Origin of the sequence: Nonomuraea sp. NPDC050783 (assembly GCF_040802095.1) — a bacterium.
Taxonomy (GTDB): Bacteria; Actinomycetota; Actinomycetes; order Streptosporangiales; family Streptosporangiaceae; genus Nonomuraea.
Genome location: NZ_JBFAHK010000009.1, coordinates 33,209 through 50,962 on the forward strand (window position 1 = coordinate 33,209; position 17,754 = coordinate 50,962).

At 73.8% G+C, this 17,754-nt stretch carries 19 protein-coding genes; 5 read left to right on the forward strand and 14 right to left on the reverse strand.

What is annotated here, in order from left to right:
- Positions 1-64 precede the first annotated feature (64 nt).
- From AB0H75_RS24615 to AB0H75_RS24625, 3 genes are read right to left on the reverse strand one after another with little or no spacing between them, the layout of a single operon-like run.
- A complete protein-coding gene (locus tag AB0H75_RS24615; RefSeq protein ID WP_367799801.1) occupies positions 65-820 on the reverse strand; it encodes an ATP-binding cassette domain-containing protein in 756 nt (251 codons plus the stop codon).
- On the reverse strand, positions 817-1,851 hold the full coding sequence (locus AB0H75_RS24620; RefSeq protein ID WP_367799803.1) for an ABC transporter permease: 1,035 nt from the start codon (positions 1,849-1,851) through the stop codon (positions 817-819). The genes AB0H75_RS24615 and AB0H75_RS24620 overlap by 4 nt, the downstream gene beginning before the upstream one ends.
- Positions 1,848-2,834 (reverse strand): sugar ABC transporter substrate-binding protein, encoded by a 987-nt coding sequence (locus AB0H75_RS24625; RefSeq protein ID WP_367799804.1) that lies wholly within the window; start codon positions 2,832-2,834, stop codon positions 1,848-1,850. Before AB0H75_RS24625 ends, AB0H75_RS24620 begins: the two co-directional genes overlap by 4 nt.
- Before the next feature lie 130 nt (positions 2,835-2,964).
- Between AB0H75_RS24625 and AB0H75_RS24630 the strand changes: the two genes are divergently transcribed.
- Positions 2,965-3,603, forward strand: coding sequence for a TetR/AcrR family transcriptional regulator (locus AB0H75_RS24630; RefSeq protein ID WP_367799806.1), 639 nt, complete (start codon positions 2,965-2,967; stop codon positions 3,601-3,603).
- A gap of 72 nt (positions 3,604-3,675) precedes the next feature.
- On the opposite strand, the gene AB0H75_RS24635 is transcribed toward AB0H75_RS24630, so the two are convergent.
- Together AB0H75_RS24635 and AB0H75_RS24640 are read right to left on the reverse strand one after the other, a co-directional pair.
- The gene (locus tag AB0H75_RS24635; RefSeq protein ID WP_367799808.1) at positions 3,676-4,494 is read right to left on the reverse strand and encodes a CoA ester lyase; all 819 of its coding nucleotides are present in this window, start codon (positions 4,492-4,494) and stop codon (positions 3,676-3,678) included.
- Positions 4,491-5,678, reverse strand: a complete 1,188-nt coding sequence (locus AB0H75_RS24640) for a CaiB/BaiF CoA transferase family protein (protein ID WP_367799810.1) — start codon at positions 5,676-5,678, stop codon at positions 4,491-4,493. Before AB0H75_RS24640 ends, AB0H75_RS24635 begins: the two co-directional genes overlap by 4 nt.
- A gap of 106 nt (positions 5,679-5,784) precedes the next feature.
- Here AB0H75_RS24640 and AB0H75_RS24645 point away from each other — a divergent pair, with 106 nt between their 5' ends.
- Positions 5,785-6,411 carry a GntR family transcriptional regulator gene (locus tag AB0H75_RS24645; RefSeq protein ID WP_367799812.1) on the forward strand — a complete coding sequence of 209 codons (627 nt, stop codon included), beginning with the start codon at positions 5,785-5,787 and terminating at the stop codon, positions 6,409-6,411.
- 6 nt (positions 6,412-6,417) lie between these two features.
- Here AB0H75_RS24645 and AB0H75_RS24650 read toward each other — a convergent pair whose 3' ends face one another.
- Complete coding sequence (locus AB0H75_RS24650; protein ID WP_367799814.1) at positions 6,418-7,299, reverse strand: Scr1 family TA system antitoxin-like transcriptional regulator; 882 nt, start codon at positions 7,297-7,299, stop codon at positions 6,418-6,420.
- Positions 7,300-7,403: 104 nt separating this feature from the next.
- Between AB0H75_RS24650 and AB0H75_RS24655 the strand changes: the two genes are divergently transcribed.
- Positions 7,404-8,156, forward strand: coding sequence for a hypothetical protein (locus AB0H75_RS24655; protein ID WP_367799816.1), 753 nt, complete (start codon positions 7,404-7,406; stop codon positions 8,154-8,156).
- Positions 8,153-8,899 carry an HAD family hydrolase gene (locus tag AB0H75_RS24660; RefSeq protein ID WP_367799818.1) on the forward strand — a complete coding sequence of 249 codons (747 nt, stop codon included), beginning with the start codon at positions 8,153-8,155 and terminating at the stop codon, positions 8,897-8,899. The genes AB0H75_RS24655 and AB0H75_RS24660 overlap by 4 nt, the downstream gene beginning before the upstream one ends.
- Positions 8,900-9,051: 152 nt before the next feature.
- On the opposite strand, the gene AB0H75_RS24665 is transcribed toward AB0H75_RS24660, so the two are convergent.
- The gene (locus tag AB0H75_RS24665; protein WP_367799820.1) at positions 9,052-9,861 is read right to left on the reverse strand and encodes an inositol monophosphatase; all 810 of its coding nucleotides are present in this window, start codon (positions 9,859-9,861) and stop codon (positions 9,052-9,054) included.
- Positions 9,862-9,950: 89 nt separating this feature from the next.
- Between AB0H75_RS24665 and AB0H75_RS24670 the strand changes: the two genes are divergently transcribed.
- Positions 9,951-10,691 carry a GntR family transcriptional regulator gene (locus AB0H75_RS24670; protein ID WP_367799822.1) on the forward strand — a complete coding sequence of 247 codons (741 nt, stop codon included), beginning with the start codon at positions 9,951-9,953 and terminating at the stop codon, positions 10,689-10,691.
- Between the two features lie 3 nt (positions 10,692-10,694).
- Here the strand turns inward: AB0H75_RS24670 and AB0H75_RS24675 are convergent, their stop codons facing one another.
- The 7 genes from AB0H75_RS24675 to AB0H75_RS24705 form a co-directional block, all read right to left on the reverse strand.
- Positions 10,695-11,684 carry an aldo/keto reductase gene (locus tag AB0H75_RS24675; protein ID WP_367799824.1) on the reverse strand — a complete coding sequence of 330 codons (990 nt, stop codon included), beginning with the start codon at positions 11,682-11,684 and terminating at the stop codon, positions 10,695-10,697.
- A gap of 87 nt (positions 11,685-11,771) precedes the next feature.
- The gene (locus AB0H75_RS24680; protein ID WP_367799826.1) at positions 11,772-13,364 is read right to left on the reverse strand and encodes a SpoIIE family protein phosphatase; all 1,593 of its coding nucleotides are present in this window, start codon (positions 13,362-13,364) and stop codon (positions 11,772-11,774) included.
- The gene (locus AB0H75_RS24685; protein WP_367799828.1) at positions 13,357-15,036 is read right to left on the reverse strand and encodes an ATP-binding protein; all 1,680 of its coding nucleotides are present in this window, start codon (positions 15,034-15,036) and stop codon (positions 13,357-13,359) included. Before AB0H75_RS24685 ends, AB0H75_RS24680 begins: the two co-directional genes overlap by 8 nt.
- A gap of 10 nt (positions 15,037-15,046) precedes the next feature.
- Positions 15,047-16,048, reverse strand: a complete 1,002-nt coding sequence (locus tag AB0H75_RS24690; protein WP_367800277.1) for a SpoIIE family protein phosphatase — start codon at positions 16,046-16,048, stop codon at positions 15,047-15,049.
- Complete coding sequence (locus tag AB0H75_RS24695) at positions 16,045-16,446, reverse strand: anti-sigma regulatory factor (RefSeq protein WP_367799830.1); 402 nt, start codon at positions 16,444-16,446, stop codon at positions 16,045-16,047. Before AB0H75_RS24695 ends, AB0H75_RS24690 begins: the two co-directional genes overlap by 4 nt.
- A complete protein-coding gene (locus AB0H75_RS24700; RefSeq protein WP_367799832.1) occupies positions 16,443-16,826 on the reverse strand; it encodes an STAS domain-containing protein in 384 nt (127 codons plus the stop codon). The genes AB0H75_RS24695 and AB0H75_RS24700 overlap by 4 nt, the downstream gene beginning before the upstream one ends.
- Entirely contained in the window at positions 16,826-17,689 is an 864-nt protein-coding gene (locus tag AB0H75_RS24705; RefSeq protein ID WP_367799833.1) for an STAS domain-containing protein, read from the reverse strand. Before AB0H75_RS24705 ends, AB0H75_RS24700 begins: the two co-directional genes overlap by 1 nt.
- Positions 17,690-17,754 lie beyond the last annotated feature (65 nt).

Here is a 17,754-nt window from a genome sequence, read left to right on the forward strand (position 1 = left end):
AAGGGTTGTGCCTGCTCACGCGTCCAGAGGACCGCCCGGAACCGTCAATTTCCCGCCAACTCCCTCACTCGCGCCGCAGCTCGTGCGCCAGCTCCTCCAGCTCGGCCCCGCCCGCCATGAGCGCGGTCAGCTCCTGCGGCGTGATGTCGGCCCTGGCGTACTCCCCCACGCTGGTCCCCCGGTTGAGCAGCAGGAACCGGTCGCCCACCGGGTAGGCGTGGTGCGGATTGTGGGTGATGAAGATCACAGCCAGCCCCCGGTCGCGGGCCCGGGCGATGTAACGCAGCACCACCCCGGCCTGCTTGACGCCCAGCGCCGAGGTCGGCTCGTCCAGGATGAGCACGCGGGCGCCGAAGTACACCGCCCGCGCGATCGCCACCGACTGCCGCTCCCCGCCGGACAGCGTGCCGACCGGCTGGTCCACGTCCCGGATGTCGATGCCCATCGCCCGCAGCTCCTCGCGGGCCACCCGGCGGGCCCTGGACACGTCGAAGGCCAGGCCCCTGCGCGGCTCGGAGCCGAGGAAGAAGTTGCGCCACACCGACATGAGCGGGATCATCGCCAGGTCCTGGTAGACGGTGGCGATGCCGCGGTCGAGCGCGTCGCGCGGGCTCGACAGGCGCACCTCCTCGCCGTCCACCAGCAGCGTGCCGGCGTCGTGCCGGTGCACGCCGGCCAGGATCTTGATGAGCGTCGACTTGCCGGCGCCGTTGTCGCCGAGCACGCACAACACCTGCCCGGCCGCCACGCCCATCGACACCTCGCGCAGCGCCAGCACCGAGCCGAACGTCTTGCCGATCCTCCGGGTCTCCAGGATCAATGCCGCACCTCCTCGGCGTAGCGGCGCACCAGGCGGTTGGCCAGCGTGGCCAGCAGCAGCATCGCGCCCAGGAAGAACTTGAACCAGTCGGCGTCCCAGCCGAGGAAGACGATGCCCTTGTCGGCCATGCCGAAGATGACCGCGCCGATCGCGGCGCCGACGGCCGAGCCGTAGCCGCCGGTCAGCAGGCAGCCGCCGATCACGGCCGCGATGATGTAGATGAACTCCTGGCCGATGCCGATGTTGGCCTGGACGGAGGTGTAGCGCAGCGCCAGGATCGAGCCGACCAGCCAGGCGGCGAACGCCGTCGTCATGAACAGCGCGATCTTCGTACGCGCGGCCGGGACGCCGACCGCCCGCGCCGCCCGCTCGTCGCCGCCCACCGCGAAGATCCAGTTGCCCGCCCGCGAGCGCATGAGCACCCACGTGGCCACCGCCGTCACCAGCAGCCACCACAGGATCGCCACCCGGAAGGAGGTGCCGCCGATCCTGATGGTCCCGGCCAGCAGCGCGCTCGCGCCCTCGAACCCGCCGGCCCGGCGCAGCCCGCCGACCTGCACGGTGCCGGTGATGGCCTTGGTGACGCCGAGGTTGACGCCCTGCAACATGAGGAACGTGCCGAGCGTGACGATGAAGCTGGGCAGCCGGGTCCTGGTCACGACCAGGCCGTTGGCCAGCCCGACGGCCAGCGCCACCACCAGCCCGGCCAGCATGGCCGTCCACACGTCGAGCCCGAACCGGGTGGCCAGCGTGACCAGGATCAGCCCGCTGGTGCCGGTCAGCACGCCCGCCGACAGGTCGAACTCGCCGCCGATCATCAGCAGCGCGACCGCGACCGCCATGATGCCGAGCGTGGCGGCCGGGTCCAGCCAGTTGGCGATGCCCTCCGGCGAGCGGAACACCGGCGACTGCGCGGCGAAGAACGCGAACACCAGCACCGCGCCGACCACCGCCCCCAGCTCGGGCCGGACGATCAGGCGGCGGGCCGGCCCGAGGCGGGCGACCCGCTCGTCGGCCGCCTTCACCGTCATCGGGTGCCCGCCGCCGCCAGCTTGGCGACCTGGTCGGCGTTGTCCTTGGTCACGAAGCCGGGTCCGGTGTTGACGGGCAGGCCGCCGCCGACGGTGTTGAGGTTGTCCTTGTAGAGGTGCAGGAACGTGATCGGCAGGTAGCCCTGCAGGTACTGCTGCTGGTCCACGGCGAACAGGATCTCGCCGGCCTTGACCGCGTCCACCACGTCGGCCGACAGGTCGAAGGTGGCCAGCTTGGCCTGCGCGCCCGAGTCCTTGATGGCGTCCCTGGCGGCCACGGCGACCGCCGGGTTGAGCGCCAGCACGCCGTTGACCTGCTTGTCCGACTGGAGCTTGGCGGTGACCTTGGACGTCACGTCGGCCAGGTTGCCGATGTCCACCTGGAGCCGCTCGACGGTGCCGCCGAGGGCCTGCTCGGCGCCCTTGCAGCGCTGGTCGAGCCCGACGTTGCCGGCCTCGTGGACGACGCACAGCAGCTTGGTGACGCCGGCGGCCTTGAGTTGCTCGCCCGCGCCGCGCCCGGCCACGTCCTCGGACTGGCCGACGTGGGTGAGGGCGCCGAACGCCTTGGAGGAGCCGGCCCCCGAGTTGATCGTCACCACCGGGATGCGCGCCGCGACGGCCTTGCCGACGGCCTCCTTCAGCGCGTCGGGGTTGGCCAGGGAGACCACGATGCCGTCCACCTTGGCGGAGACGGCCTGGTCGATGAGTTGCGACTGTTTGGCCGGGTCGCCGTCCCCCTGGTAGGTCACGCTCACGCCGTACTCCTTGCCGGCGGCCTCGGCGCCGTTCTTGACCACGTCCCAGAAGGCGTCACCGGCCGCTCCGTGGGTGATGACGGCGAACCTGCCGCCGCTCCCGCCCCCGCCGCTCGGGGCGGGGGCGGCGGCCGGGGCGCTCTGCGCGCCCTGCCCTCCGGAGGACGAGCAGGCGGTCAGGGTCAGGGCTCCCAGCAGGGCCAGCACGATCGGGGTACGTCTCACAGGACACCTCCAAGACCAACGGGCTTGGCCCGGTTGTACCCCAATGTCAACTCTTTGTATAGACATAATGACAGTGCAGGAACGGCGGGCCGCCTTGCAGAACGGAACCCTACGTTCCCTATAATGAGGCATGAGCAGTGCACCCATGAGCGGCCGCAAGGCCCAGGCCGCCCGCAACGACGAGCTGATCCTCCAGGCGGCGCGGGCGGTCTTCACCGCCGATCCCGGCGCCCCCATCGCGGCCGTGGCCGAGAAGGCGGGCGTCGGCATCAGCGCGCTCTACCGCCGCTACCCCAGCAAGGAGGCGCTGCTGCAGAAGCTGTGCGGCGACGGGCTGCGGCTCTACTGCGAGGTGACCGAGCGGGCGCTGGCCGAGAAGGGCGACCCGTGGGAGGCGTTCGCCGGCTACCTGCGCGGCATCGTGGACGCCGACACGAACTCGCTGACCATCAAGCTGGCCGGGACGTTCCAGCCCACCGAGGAGCTGGGCCGCCAGGCGCGCCGGGCCGGCGAGCTGGCCACCGAGATCCACCGGCGCACGGTGGAGGCGGGCGTGCTGCGCCCGGACGTCACGACCGCCGACATCGCGCTGCTGCTGGAGCAGATCGCCGCCATCAGGGTGGGCGACGAGCGGCGGGTCGCCGAGCTGCGGCACCGCTACCTGACGTTCATGATGGACGCCCTGCGCGTGCCGCCGGCCCACCGCGACCTGCCAGGACCGGCCCCCACGGAGGAGGAGCTGTCGTCCCGCTGGTGGCCCGGCTCCTGACCGCCCGCGACGGGCGCGCCCAGGACCCGGCCAGGCCGCGGGGCCCAGGGCCCCGGCCGGACGGGCGGGCGGTCAGGAGTCGGCCAGGCGGCGGGCCAGGTCGAGGGTGCGGCGGGCGCGGGCGACGACCGGCGGGTCCACGAAGCGGCCGTCCGGGAGCGCCACCGCGCCGATCCCCTCCCGTTCGGCCCGCTCGGCGGCCTCGACGATCTCGGCGGCCCTGGCGGCCTCCTCCTCGGTGGGCCGGAAGGCCCGCCGGATCACCGGGATCTGCCGGGGGTGGATCGCGGTCCTGCCGAACAGCCCGATCGCCCGCCCGGCCCGGCAGGACGCCTCCAGCCCGGCCTCGTCGCGGACGTCCGGGTGGACCGACATCGGCACCGGCGGCAGGCCCGCCGCCGCGGCGGCCAGGACGGCCTGGAGCCTGAGGTGGTTCAGCGCGGCCTCGCCGGTGATCGACAGCTCGGCGGCCAGGTCCTGCTCGCCGAGCGCGATCCCGGCCACGGCGGGGTGGGCGGCGACGGCCGCGGCGTTGACGATCCCGGCCGCCGACTCCAGCAACGCGTACGCCCGCCCGTCCGCGATCCCGTCGAGCACGGCCGGGTCCTCCACCTTGGGCAGCCGCACCGCGTCGGCGATCCCGGCCACCGCCTCCAGGTCGGCCCGGCCCCGGGCGGTGGCCAGGTCGTTGACCCGGACGTGCACGGCGACGCCGGCCGGGCGCGGCCCGCGCAGGTAGGCGACGGCGTTGGCCCGGGCCTCGTCCTTGCGGGCGGGCGCGACCGCGTCCTCCAGGTCGACGATGACGACGTCGGCCCCGGAGCCGGCCGCCTTCGCGAACCGCTCGGGCCGGTCGCCGGGGACGTACAGCCAGGTCACGGGGATGCTCACGCGATCACCCCGGCCTCGCGCAGCGCGGCGACGCGCTCGCGGGGGTAGTCCAGCTCGCCCAGCACCTCGTCGGTGTCCCGGCCGAGTGGGCGGCCGGGCCAGCGGATCTCGCCGGGGGTGTCCGAGAGGCGGAACAACACGTTCTGCAGGGTGACCGTGCCCAGTTCCTCGTCGGGCAGCTCGACGAACGTGCCGAGCGCGGCGTACTGGGGGTCCTCGGCGATGTCGGTGACGTCGTAGATGGGCGCGACGGCGGCCTGGGCCTCCTCGAAGCGGGCGATGACCTCGGCGGCGTCGCGCTCGGCGATCCAGGAGGCGACGGCCTCGTCCAGCTCGTCCACGTGCTGGACGCGGCCGTGCCCGCTGGCGAACCACGGCTGCTCGACCAGGTCGGGCCGGCCGACGAGGGTGACCACGCGCTCGGCGATGGGCTGGGCGCTGGTGGAGATGGCCAGCCAGCGGCCGTCGCGAGTGCGGTAGGTGTTGCGGGGGGCGTTGCTGCTGGAGCGGTTGCCGGTGCGGCGCGGCACCACGCCGAGGGCCTTGTAGGCGGTCATCTGCGGCCCGAGCAGGCCCATGATCGGCTCAATGATGGCCAGGTCGATCACCTGGCCGCGGCCGGTGCGCTCGCGGGCGTGCAGGGCCACCATGATCCCGTACGCCATCGCCAGGCCCGCGATGCCGTCGGCCAGGGCCAGCGGCGGCAGCGTGGGCGGCCCGTCGGGCTGGCCGGTCATGGCCGCGAAACCGCTCATGGCCTCGGCCAGCGTGCCGAACCCGGGCTGCCGGGCCATCGGCCCCTTCTGCCCGAAACCGGTCATCCTGGCCACGATGAGGCGCGGGTTGAGCTTCAGCAGGTCCTCGGGGGCCAGGTTCCAGCGTTCGAGGGTGCCGGGGCGGAAGTTCTCGACCAGCACGTCGGAGCGCTCGCACAGGCGGCGCAGGATCTCCTGGCCGTCGGCGTGGGACAGGTCCACGGCGGCGGTGCGTTTGTTGCGCGACAGGGTCTTCCACCACAGGCCGACGCCGCCGGCCGAGGCGCCGTGGCCGCGCGAGGGGTCGCCGCGCCTCGGGTGCTCGATCTTGATCACGTCGGCGCCGAAGTCGCCCAGCATCATCGCGGCGGAGGGGCCGGCGAACAGGGTCGCCGCGTCGATGACCCGCAGGTCGGCGAGGCTCGTCATGGTTATGTAACTTATAAGAAATAAGTCATAGGTCAATTCCCGGGTCCGCGTAGGAGAGACTGGGCGCATGTCAGCCACCGGGCCGCAGCCTCCCATGCGGCCTCCCATGAGCAAGGCCGAGTACGTCTACAGCGTGCTGCTCGACGACATCCGCAACGCCCGCATCCCGGGCGGCACCGCACTGCGGGCCGGCGAGGTGGCCAAGCGGCTCGGCGTGTCCGTCACCCCGGTGCGCGAGGCGCTGCGCCGGCTGGAGAAGGACCGGCTGATCAGCTACGAGGCGCACCACGGGGCCACCGTCGTGGACCTCGGCGAGGAGGCGCTGGCGGAGTACTACGGCCTGCGGGCGGTCGTGGAGGGCCTCGGCGCGCGCCTGGCCGCGGCCCGCATCACGCCGCCGGAGCTGGCCGAGCTGCGCGACCTGCACGCCGCCATGGCCGCCGACGCCGCGCGCGGCCGGCACGACCGCCTCGGCGAGCAGAGCCGCCACTTCCACCAGCGCATCGTGGACATCGGCGGGCCCGCCTTCCTCGGCGCGCACGCCAGGGCCGTCCGCGACAGCTTCCCCGTGCCGGCGCGGGCGTCGTTGTGGCTGGACGGCGCCCTGGTCCAGCAGCAGCTCCAGGCGCACGAGCGCATCCTGGCGGCCCTGGAGGCCGGCGACGCCGGCACGGCCGAGCACGTCATGATCGAGCACATCCGCCGCGCGGGCGCCTCCCGCGCCCGCGGCTGACCCTCCTCAGGCCGTGAGGCGCAGCTCGTCCAGGGCCCGCGGGGTGGCGTCGGCCGGATGGGCGGCCAGCGCGAGCCGGGCGAAGGCGTGCCGGTGCTCCTCCACGTGCCGCCGGTCGGTCACCACCACCGGGCCGTGCAGCAGGTGCAGCACCAGCACGTCGCACCGGCCCGCGCCGGGCGGGTCGTCGGGGAAGCGCAGCAGCGTGAACGGCGGCCCCTGGTAGAGGTGCCCGGTCACGGCGGCCGGCCGGGCCACCTGGACCGCGACGCGCGGCTGCCCGGCGGCCAGCGCGAGCGCGTCGAGCTGCGCGAGCCGGTCCTCGGCGCGCGGCAGCGGCTGGTCCAGCAGCGCGGCCCGGCCGAGCACCGCCCACAGGTGCGGCCCGTGCCGCCGGTCGAGCACCTGCTGCCGGCGGGCGGTCAGCTCCACGGCCCGCGCGGCCTGCCCTGCCGCGATGCCGGGCGGGCCGGGCGGCAGCGCGCACCGGGCGGCCGACTCGGCGTAGGCGCGGGTCTGCAGCAGCGGCGGCACGTGCCCCGGGCAGTACGTGGAGATCACCCGCGCCGCGTCCTCCAGCTCCAGCAGCTCCGACAGGCCGAGCGGCACCGCGGGCGCGTCGTACCAGCCCGGCGCCCGCTCGCCGCGCAGCAGGGAGATCAGCCGGGGTGCGTGCTCGCCCTCGCCGTACAGCTCCAGCAGCAGCCGCACGGTGGACTCGCGCGGCGCGACGAGCCCGTGCTCGATGCGGAAGATCGTGGAGGTGTTGAGCCCCGCCGCCTCGGCCGCGGCCTTCATCGACAGCCCGCGCCCGGCGCGCAGCGCGGCGAGCCGGATCGCCACCACACTCGACTGCATACGTACGTCACCGGCACCGGTGACAAACATCAGCGTTTGCACCTGCTCTGTTGCAACGGGGTGACGGGTGATGCACGATGGCCACTCTAACGCTCCCACCCGCAATGCATACGCCGATCGCGAGGGGCCCCACCGTGGCGGACACGTGGATCCTGCATCCCGACTACCGGACTCCCCCGGTCCCCACAGGCTCAGGTCTCGCCCCCGGCCCCTGGCGGCACCCCGAGGGCGGCCACATCATGAACGGCACCTACCAGCGCCCCCTCCCCGAGCGTCGGGTCGAGGTCGTCACCATCTGGTACGGCTACCCGCTCAGCCGCTGGCGCGGCCCGCGCATGCCGCGCTTCAGCAGCCCCCTGGTGTCGGCCTGGAACCCGGTCCTGGCGCAGGGCCTGACGCTCGACCCGGCCGCGCCGGTGCCCTACCGCGACGAGCTGTGGTGCGACCGGTGGATCGCCGAGGCACTGCTGTACGGGCGCAAGCCGTACGGGGCGTTCGCGCTGCCGGTGGAGGAGGCGCTGCGCTGGCTCACGATGAGCGGCGGCACCGGCCTGGTCTACCGGGCGCAGGCGGACGGCGAGCTGGTCCGGGTGGTGGCGGGCACCGCCGAGCGTTACGCCCACCTGTTCGACCTCGACTCGCTGATCGCCGACTACCTGGAGGCACTGCCGCCCGAGCTGGCCGAGCCGGAGGCGGCGGCGCTCGACGCGCACCGCCGCGACTCCCCGGCCGTCCGCTACGTCCTCGCCGACGACGCCGAGGCCCGCTTCGCCGAGGCCGCGCTGTCGGTGCGCGGGCTGACCCTGGGCTACCCGCCGCACGAGACGGCCGAGCGCATCGCGACCTCGGCGGCGGCCGGAGCGCAGCCGGTATCGTCGGGGTCATGATCAAAGGCGTCCTGTTCGACCTCGACGGCACCCTGCTCGACCACAGGGCCGCCGCCGACTCCGCGATCACGGCCTGGCTGGCGGCCCACTGCCCCGGCCATCCGCGGCGGGGCGAGGCCCCGGCGCTGTGGGCGGGGCTGGAGGGCCCCTACCTCGCGCGCTGGCAGGCGGGCGAGTGCTCGGTGCAGGAGCAGCGCCGGTTGCGGCTGCGCGCGCTGTGCCGGGAGCTGGCGGTGGCCGAGCCGGCCGACCTGGACGCCGCCTACGCCGACTTCGCCGCGCACTACCGCCGCGGCTGGGTCGCCTACCCGGACGCGGCCGGGGCGGTGTCGGCCCTGAGCGCGCCCGGGGCAGCGACCGGGGCAGCGTCCGGAGCGGCGGCCGGGATGACGCCGGGGCCGGCGCTCGGGGTGCTGACCAACGGCGCGCAGGCGATGCAGGAGGCCAAGGTCCGCGCCATCGGGCTGGCCGGGCCGCTGCGCACGGTGCTGACCGGCGAGGTGCTGGACGGGCACTTCAAGCCGGCGCCCGGCGCCTACACCGGCGCGGCCGCCGCCCTGGGCCTGGCCCCCGAGGAGGTGCTGCTGGTGGGCGACGACATCGCCAGGGACGTGACGGGCCCGGCCGCCGCCGGCATGCGCTCGGTGTGGCTCGACCGCCTCGGCGTGGAGCCCGCCCCGCCCGGCTTCCCGCGCATCACCACCCTGGCCGACCTCCCCGCCCTCGTCGCGGCCCTGCGCTGAACGAAACCCGCGCCGAACGAACCCGCCGGCGACCACGGGGCCAGGCAGGGCGGGTCAGGCAGGGCGGGTCAGGCCGGGCGGGTCAGGCAGGGCGGGTCAGGCCGGGCGGGTCAGGCAGGGCGGGTCAGGCCGGGCGGGCCAGGCAGGGCGGGTCAGGCCGGGCGGGCCAGGCAGGGCGGGTCGCGGCGCAGGTGCCCGCTCACCTCCGACAGGGCCGAGCCGGCCAGGTCGAAGCCCCCGACGTGCGCCAGGTAGTCGCCCTTGGCCAGCGGGTCGCCCAGGTAGACGCCGCCCGCCCGGCGCACCAGCAGCGCTCCGGCGGCCACGTCCCACGGGTGGGACCAGGTGCCGTAGGTGGCGTCCGACCAGCCGGCCGCGACGTGCGCCAGGTTGAGCGCGGCGCTGCCGGGCCGCCGGACGGTGGAGAAGGAGCGCAGGAGGCGCCCGTAGCGGTGCAGCGCCTGCTCGCCCTCGACGTCGAGATCGACGGGCTGCGGGTAGGAGCACAGCAGCACGGCCTCGTGGTCGCGGGCCGCGCCGCGGCTGCGGATGGGGGCGCCGTTGCACCAGGCGCCGTCGGGGCCGGCGGTGAACTCGTCCTCGCGCACCGGGTCGTAGACCACGCCGGCCACCAGCTCGCCGTTGACGGCGGCGGCGATGGAGACGCAGAAGAACGGCAGCCCGGCGGCGAAGTTGGCGGTGCCGTCGATGGGATCGACGTACCAGACCAGGTCGCCGGAGCCGGTGGTGCCGCCCTCCTCGCCGACCACGGCGCTGCCGGGCGCCCTGGCCTCGATGACCGCGCGGATGGTCTCCTCGGCGGCGCGGTCGTGCTCGGTGACGGGGTCGTGGAAGTCGCGTTTGGTGTCCACCTCGGGCCGGGACCGGAACGCCTTGCGCAGCCGGGGGCCGGCGGACCTGGCCGCCTCTGTGGCGGTGTCGAGCAGCTCTGTCGCATCCATCTCGCCCCAGCCTAGCGGCCGGCCCCCGGCGGCCACGCGAGGGCCGCGCCGTTTGTCAGGACATTATGACCCCGGTTAAGCTGATCAGCATGACCTCCAACCTGGCCATCGACCTGGATCGATCCAGCCCCGTGCCGCTCTACTTCCAGGTGGCCGAGCAGATCGCCGAGGCCATCAGGCGAGGTGACCTGGCCCCCGGCTCGCGGCTGGACAACGAGATCCTGCTGGCCGACCGGCTGGGCCTGTCCAGGCCGACGATCCGGCAGGCGATCCAGTACCTCGTGGACAAGGGCCTGCTGGTACGCAAGCGCGGCGTCGGCACGCAGGTGGTGCACGGCCAGGTCAAGCGCTCGGTGGAGCTGACGAGCCTGTACGACGACCTGCGCCGCGCCGGCCAGGAGCCGGCCACCCAGGTGCTGGCCCTGGAGCCGCGCCCGGCCGAGGAGGACGTCGCCGGCGTCCTCGGCGTCGAGGCGGGCACGGAGGTCCTCTACCTGGAGCGGCTGCGTTTCGCGGCGGGCGAGCCGCTGGCCGTGCTGCACAACTGGCTGCCGCCGGGCCTGGCCCCGCTCACCGCCGCCGACCTCCAGGGCCGCGGCCTGTACGAGCTGCTGCGCGGCGCCGGCGTGCGGATGCGGGTGGCCAACCAGCGCATCGGGGCGCGGGCGGCCACCCAGGCCGAGGCGAGGCTCCTGGACGAGCGCCGCGGCGCCCCGCTGCTCACCATGGTCCGCACCACCTACGACGACCAGGGCCGCGCGGTCGAGCACGGCTCGCACGTCTACCGCGCCTCCCACTACTCGCTGGAGGTCACCCTCATCGAGCGGTGAGCCTCACCGCTCGCTGTCGAGCATGGCCATCTGGGCGGCGCCGTACCGCTCGCCCGCGGCCGCGTCGTGCGGCACCGCGGCCTCGATGCGCGCCAGGTCCTCGCCGGTCAGCCGCACCTTCAGCGCGCCCAGCGCCTCGGCCAGCCGCTCGCGCCGCCGCGCGCCCACCAGCGGGACGATGTCGTCGCCCTGGGCGAGCACCCAGGCGATGGCGAGCTGCGCGGCCGTGGCGCCCTTGTCCTCGGCCAGCGCCCGCAGGGCCTCGGCCAGCTCCAGGTTGCGGGCGAGGTTGTCGCCGGCGAAGCGCGGGCTGTGGGCGCGGAAGTCGCCGGGGTCCAGCGGGCGGTCCTTGGACCAGTGGCCGCTGAGCAGGCCGCGCGACAGCACGCCGTAGGCGGTCACGGCGATGCCGAGCTCGCGGCAGACCGGCAGGATCTCCCGCTCCACGCCGCGCGACAGCAGGGAGTACTCGATCTGCACGTCAGAGATCGGGTGCACGGCGTGGGCGCGCCGGATGGTCGCGGCGCCCGCCTCGGACAGCCCGATGTGCCGGACGTGGCCCTTGGCCACCTCCTCGGCGATGGCGCCGACGGTCTCCTCGACGGGGACCTGCGGATCGACCCTGGCCATGCGGTAGACGTCCACGTGGTCGGTGCCGAGGCGGCGCAGGGTGTAGGCCAGCGAGGTCTTCACCGCCGCGGGGCGCCCGTCGTAGCCGAGCCAGCCGCCGTCGGGGTCGCGCTGCGCGCCGAACTTGACGCTGATCGTCACCTCGTCGCGGGAGCGGCCCTCCAGCGCCCGGCGGATGAGCAGCTCGTTGTGGCCCATGCCGTAGAAGTCGCCGGTGTCGAGCAGCGTGACGCCGGCGTCGAGGGCGGCGTGGATGGTGGCGATCGACTCCGCCTCGTCGGCGGGGCCGTAGAGGTCGGACATGCCCATGCAACCGAGCCCGAGGTCGGACACGGCGGGCCCGTCGGCTCCCAGAGTTCTCATGCCACCAGTATGCCTGTTGGAATGACAGATTTCAATTTTTGTCACCACATGGCCATGACGGGCCCGCCGGACGCCGGTCCCGGCCGGTCAGCGGTGGCGGCGGACGAGCACCAGGGCGACGTCGTCCTCGCGCGCGCCGAAGGCGTCGATGAGGCGGCCCGCGCGCTCGTCCACGTCGCCGCTCAGCTCCTCGGCGGTGCGGCGGGCGATCTCCAGGCTCTCGTCGAGATACTTGTCGCGGTCCTCCACGAGCCCGTCGGTGAACATCAGCACCGACCCGCCCGGCGGCACGCTGACCCGGTCGATCCTGTAGACCTCCTCGGCCACGCCCAGCAGCAGGTTGCCGAACCGCTCGTGGTAGCGGGCCGCGCCGTCGCCGTCGAGCAGCAGCGGCGGGATGTGGCCGGCGTTGGCGATCTGCGCGTCCCCGGTCGCCGGGTCGAGCAGCATCAGGCACACGGTCGCGGTCATCCGCGGATGGTAGCGGCGCAACACGTCGTTGAGCAGCGCCAGCGACTGGTCCAGCTCGACCTTGCCGATGAGCGAGGCACGCAGGGCGTGACGCAGCTCGGCCATCACGGTGGCGGCCAGCAGCGAGTGCCCCTGGACGTCGCCGACCGCGACCAGCACCCGCCCGTCCAGCCGCAGCACCTCGTAGAAGTCGCCGCCCACCTCGACGTTGTCCACGGCCGGCTGGTAACGCCAGGCGATGTCCAGCCCCGGCACCTGGGGGACGCGGGAGGGCAGCAGGCTGCGCTGGAGGGTCAGGGCGATCGCGTGCTCCTCGGCGTAGGCGCGCAGCGCCTCCACCGCCAGCGCCACGGCCTGGCCGAGCTGGCGCAGCATGCTCAGCTCGTCCTGGTCCAGCTCCGGGTCCGGCTCCACGCCGAGCAGGATCGGCGGACGGTCGCGCTTGGTGCGCGACAGCACGGCCACGATGTCGCCGAGCGACGGGGTGTCGGGCGCCACCCGCTTCCAGTACGCGTGCGGAACGGTGATGATCTCCGTGCCCGCCTTCTGGCCCAGGGCCCGCTCCCCCAGCGTCTCCAGGGCGGTGGACGGGGCGCTGCGGCCCGTGGGAACGCCCTCCGGCGGCATGGCCGTCATCCTGCGGGTACGGCCGTCCGGCGCGAGGGCCACCACCCCGGTACGCCGGTCCAGGATGCGGCTGGTGCCGGAGACCGCGATGGACAGCAGCTCGTCGAAGGTCTGGGCGGCGTTCATCGCCAGCGTCAGGTCGGTGAGCGCGCCCAGCCTGGCCGCCAGGCGCTCGGCCCGCTGCCGCGCCCGGTGGTAGCGCAGCGCCGCCTCCACGGTGGCGACGAACTCGTCCGGCTCGATGGGCTCGGCCAGGTAGCCGTCGGCGCCCCGGTGCAGGCCGAGCGCCCGGTCGGCGGCGGTGACGGCCGCCCCGGAGATCTGGATGACGGGGATCGAGGAGGTCGCCGGGTCGCTCTTGATGCGCTCGCACACCTCGTACCCGGAGATGTCGGGCAGGCGGACGTCGAGCACCACCAGGTCGGGGTGGAGCTCCCCGATGCGCTGCAGCGCCTCCAGGCCGCCGGTGGCCTCCACGACGGCGTACCCGGCCCGGTGCAGCCAGCTCGACAGGATGTAGCGCTTGGTGGGGGTGTCGTCGACGACGAGGACCGTCGCCCGGGGCGGGGTGGTGTCACTCATCGCGGGCTCCCAGGGCTCGCCGGATGGCGCCGAGCAGCACGTCGCGGCGCAGCCCCTGCTTGCCGAGCACGGCCTCGGCCCGCTCGGGGTGGCGGTGCGCGTCGGCGAGCGTGACGACGATCACGGGCACCCCGCGCAGCCACTCGTCCTCGGCCATGCGCTGCATGACCGCCGTGCCGTCCAGGCCGGGCATCATCAGGTCCAGCAGGACCAGGTCGGGCGGCGTCGCGGCCATCACGGCCAGCGCGGCCGCCCCGTCGGGCGCCTCGTCGATGTGCTCGGCGAACCCGACGAGCATGCGGCGCACCCCGGCGCGGAAGTCCTCGTCGTCGTCGGCGAGGAGGATACGGCGCACGACGGGGACGTCGTCCGGCTCGTGCGGCAGCCGGAGCACCGCCCTGGTGCCCTCGCCGACGGTGCTGTCCAGCCTGAGCGTGCCGCCCATCGCCTGGGCCAGCCGCCGCGCGTACGGCAGGCCCAGCCCGGTGCCCTTGGCCCGGGTCTGCGCCGGCCCCGGCACCTGGTAGAACTCCTCGAAGACCCGCTCCAGGTGCTCGGCGGGGATGCCGATCCCGGTGTCGGTGACGGTGAAGACCGTCTCGCCGGCCGCCGTGTCACGGGCCACCTCCAGCACCACCTCGCCCTCCTGGGTGAACTTCAGGCTGTTGGCCAGCAGGTTACGCAGGATCCTGGTGAGCATCGCCTCGTCGGCCAGCGTGGTGAACGGCGGCGGCGGGACCCGCACGCTCAGCGTGACCCGCTCGGTGCCCCGGGCGGGCCAGATGGTCATGCGCAGCCGCTCGCACAGGGTGACGAGATCGACGGTGGTCAGCTGCGGGTCGAGCCGTCCCGACTCGGCCTTGCCGATGTCCAGCAGCTCGCCGACCAGGGCCAGCAGGGTCTCGGCCGAGGAGCCGATCAGCTCGACCTGCCGCGCCTGCTCCTCGCCCAGCGGCTCCCCGCCCGGCCCGGTCAGCAGCCGGACCAGGCCGATGATGGAGTTGAGCGGCGTGCGCAGCTCGTGGCTGACCGTGGCCCAGAAGCGGTTCTTGGCGTCGCTGGCCTCGCGCAGCTGCATCGACTTCTCGTCCAGCTCGGCGTAGAGGGCGACGACCCCGCGGTTGGTCTCCTCCAGCTCCGCGGAGAGCTGGTTGTACAGCGCCATGACGCCCCGGTTGGTCTCCTCCAGCTCGGCGTTGAGCTGGCGGACCGCCTCCAGGGTGCTGGCCAGCTCGTGGTTCTGCTGGCGCAGCTCGTCGATGGTGCTGGCCGGCGCCAGGGCGTCGACCACGGCCCGGACCTGCGCGATCGACAGCGTGGAGGCGCCGCCCGGCAGCCGCTTGCGCATGACCACCCGGCCGGGCCGGGCGCTGTCCACCACGTCCATGAGCCTCCTGGCCATGACCACGCCGCCGGAGTTGTGCCCGCCGAGGTCCTCGGGGAAGCCGATCTCCACCACGAGGTCGCCGACGTCGAGGGCGAAGGTGACGAGCATGCCGGCCTCGCGTTCGATCACGATCTCCCGGCCCAGCTCGCTGAGCGCGGTCGCCACCCGGATCTGGTCCTGCTCCGACATGCCGAGCGCGGCGGCGACCTCGCGGCCCACCCGGCGCATGGCGAAGACGCCGTGGTCGTCGCCGACCGTGACCGTGGCCAGCCGCGCGGGCGTCATCGGGCTCTCCTCATGGGGCCGTTCTCATGGCGAGCACGGTCGCGTCGTCCCTGCGCGTGCCCGCGTCCCTGAGCAGGGTGGCGGCCACGACCACCGGGGAACGCGCGGGCAGGCCGGGGAAGGAGGCGACGTCCCACCGGTCGGACAGCCCGTCGGAGTGCAGGACGAGCAGGGCGCGCGGCGGAAGGGCGTACTCGTACTCGCGCAGCCGGCTGCGCTGGTGCCCGGCGATGCCCGGCATCGAGACCATGCCCTGCCGGCCCTCGCCGTGGACGATCCAGCCCGAGATGTTGCCCAGGCCCCCGTAGCGGACCAGGCCGCGCTCCCGGTCGAGCCGGGCGATGGCCACGGCGCCGCCCCGGGTGCCGGCGAGGGCGCGGTGGATGCGCTCCAGCAGTTGCGTCACGGGCAGATCGTGGTGGTCCTGGAAGACCCGCACCGCCTCCCGGGAGGCGGCGGCCGCGGCCACGCCGTGGCCCAGGCCGTCGCAGAGCAGGCCGACCGCCGTCCCGCCGTCCTCGACGTAGGCGAAGGCGTCGCCGCAGACGACCTCCTCCCCGATGGGCCGGGTCAGCCCGCTCATGCGCAGCGGGGGCGGCGGCTCGTCGGTCGCGGTGAAGCACATGCTGACCACGGTGCCGCGGCCGGGCAGCGAGTAGACCTCGTGGACCGAGGCCATCCGGGTGATGCCGCCCAGCCCCAGGCCGAGCGTGCCCGTGGTGGAGTAGCCGTCGCGCACCGCGCGGGTCAGGTCGCGGATGCCCGGGCCCTTGTCCAGGGCGATCACCTCGACGGCGGCGTCCGCCTCCGGGTGCGGCCGGATCAGCATCGTGCCTTCGACGGCGTGCTTGACCAGGTTGGAGGCCGCCTCGCTGACGGCGACGGCCACCCGGCCGCGGTCGTGCTCGTCGAAGCCGCACGCCTCGGCGAGCGCCGTCGCCGCCCTGCGGGTGGCTCCGATGGCGCTCGCGTCCTCGACGCGGATCCAGGGCTCGTCCCTGGAGCGGATCATCTGGCCCACTTGGTCACCGTCACCCGCGTCCCCTCTCCGGGCTTCGACTCCAGATCGAACTCGTCCACCAGCCGCCGCGAGCCGCTCAGCCCCAGCCCCAGCCCGCCCCCGGTGCTCCAGCCGTCGGTGAGCGCCTGCTCCAGGTCCGGGATGCCGGGCCCCTCGTCGGTGAAGTCCAGGCGCAGGCCGTCGCGCAGGCCGTTGTTGACGACCTCGATGCGCACCCGGCCGCCCCCGGCGTAGATCAGGGCGTTACGGGCCAGCTCGCTGGCCGCGGTGACCAGCTTGGTCTGGTCCACCAGCGACAGGCCGACCTGCTGGGCGCTGTTGCGCACCTGCTGGCGGACGATGACCACATCGCTGTTGCCCGCGATCGCTAGCTCGATGACCGGCGTCATCGCCCGGGCACCACTGCCGTGCCGGGTCCGCCGCGGTCCTTGAGCATGGCCACGCCCTTCTCCAGGTTGAGCGCGGTACGCACGCCGCCGAGCGACAGGCCGAGCTCGACCAGCGTGATGGCCACCGCCGGGCGCATGCCGACGACGATGGTCTCGGCGTCCAGCATGCGCGAGATGGAGGCGATGGTGGCGAGCATGCGCCCGATGAAGGAGTCGACGATCTCCACGGCGGTGATGTCGATGATCACACCTCGGGCCCCGCTCTCGACGATCGCGTCCGCCAGGTCCTCCTGCAGCATCAGCACGCTCTGGTCCTGCAGGTCGATCTGGATGGAGACGATGAGGAGGTCACCGAGCTTGAGAACGGGAACACGTTCCATCAGCCGCGCTCCAGCCCCACGACGACGTGCTTGTCCGGCCCCTGCGAGATCTGCACGCCGCTCTGCCGCAGCGCGTAGGCCAGGGCGTCGGCCAGCGAGGACTTGGTGACGATGTCGCCGAACTCGATGCCGAGGGTGACGATGGTGTGGGCGATCTGCGGGCGGATGCCGGAGATCACGCACTCGGCGCCCATCAGCCGGGCGGCCACCACGGTCTTGAGCAGGTGCTGCGCGACCTGGGTGTCCACGGCCGGCACGCCGGTGATGTCGATCACGGCGTGTTCGGAGCCGGTGTCCACCAGCCCCTGGAGCAGCTTCTCCATGACCACCTGCGTACGCGCGGAGTCGAGCGTGCCGACCAGGGGCACCGCCAGGATGCCGTCCCAGAGCTTGACCACCGGCGTGGACAGCTCCAGGAGCTGCTCCGCCTGGTCGGAGATGATCTTCTCCCGGGCGCTGACGAAGGTCTCGAACGTGAACAGGCCGAGGTCGTCGATGTAGCGGGACAGCCAGATGTAGCCGCGCAGCGCGTCGGTGTCGTCCTGGCTCTCGACCAGCCCGTAGACCGCCTCCTTGAGGCTGAACACCACGACGGCGGTCTCCGACGGCGTGAAGCCCTCCCTGGCCTGGGCCCGGGACAGGTCGGCCAGCAGGCCGCGCAGATCGCTGGCGTCGCCGCCCTCGCCCACGGACTGGAGCAGGGCCTGGTAGATGTCGCGCAGCCGGCCGGCCAGCGCGCCGCGGTCGGCCCGGCCGCCGACGGTGGCCCCCGCGGTGTCGAGCCAGCGCTTGAGGATCGTCTCCTCCTGCGCCCGCAGGATCGCCTCCATGCGGTGCCGGCCGACGTCGCCGTGAGCGGTCAAGATGTGCTCCCGAGAGTGGGTGGTTTGTCGTGATTCGAGAGGAAGGCTACCGGGCTTTTCGCTCA

Bases quoted from the DNA above. Each gene is read 5' to 3' on its own strand.
- AB0H75_RS24640 (WP_367799810.1), bottom strand. From the start codon at position 5,678: ATGACGAGCCTCGCCGACCTGCGGGTCATCGACGCGGCGACCCTGTTC.
- AB0H75_RS24675 (WP_367799824.1), bottom strand. From the start codon at position 11,684: ATGAGAACTCTGGGAGCCGACGGGCCCGCCGTGTCCGACCTCGGGCTC.
- AB0H75_RS24645 (WP_367799812.1), top strand. From the start codon at position 5,785: ATGAGCAAGGCCGAGTACGTCTACAGCGTGCTGCTCGACGACATCCGC.
- AB0H75_RS24620 (WP_367799803.1), bottom strand. From the start codon at position 1,851: ATGACGGTGAAGGCGGCCGACGAGCGGGTCGCCCGCCTCGGGCCGGCC.
- AB0H75_RS24670 (WP_367799822.1), top strand. From the start codon at position 9,951: ATGACCTCCAACCTGGCCATCGACCTGGATCGATCCAGCCCCGTGCCG.
- AB0H75_RS24630 (WP_367799806.1), top strand. From the start codon at position 2,965: ATGAGCAGTGCACCCATGAGCGGCCGCAAGGCCCAGGCCGCCCGCAAC.
- AB0H75_RS24685 (WP_367799828.1), bottom strand. From the start codon at position 15,036: ATGACGCCCGCGCGGCTGGCCACGGTCACGGTCGGCGACGACCACGGC.
- AB0H75_RS24665 (WP_367799820.1), bottom strand. From the start codon at position 9,861: ATGGATGCGACAGAGCTGCTCGACACCGCCACAGAGGCGGCCAGGTCC.
- AB0H75_RS24700 (WP_367799832.1), bottom strand. From the start codon at position 16,826: ATGGAACGTGTTCCCGTTCTCAAGCTCGGTGACCTCCTCATCGTCTCC.
- AB0H75_RS24680 (WP_367799826.1), bottom strand. From the start codon at position 13,364: ATGAGTGACACCACCCCGCCCCGGGCGACGGTCCTCGTCGTCGACGAC.
- AB0H75_RS24650 (WP_367799814.1), bottom strand. From the start codon at position 7,299: ATGTTTGTCACCGGTGCCGGTGACGTACGTATGCAGTCGAGTGTGGTG.
- AB0H75_RS24695 (WP_367799830.1), bottom strand. From the start codon at position 16,446: ATGACGCCGGTCATCGAGCTAGCGATCGCGGGCAACAGCGATGTGGTC.
- AB0H75_RS24660 (WP_367799818.1), top strand. From the start codon at position 8,153: ATGATCAAAGGCGTCCTGTTCGACCTCGACGGCACCCTGCTCGACCAC.
- AB0H75_RS24690 (WP_367800277.1), bottom strand. From the start codon at position 16,048: ATGATCCGCTCCAGGGACGAGCCCTGGATCCGCGTCGAGGACGCGAGC.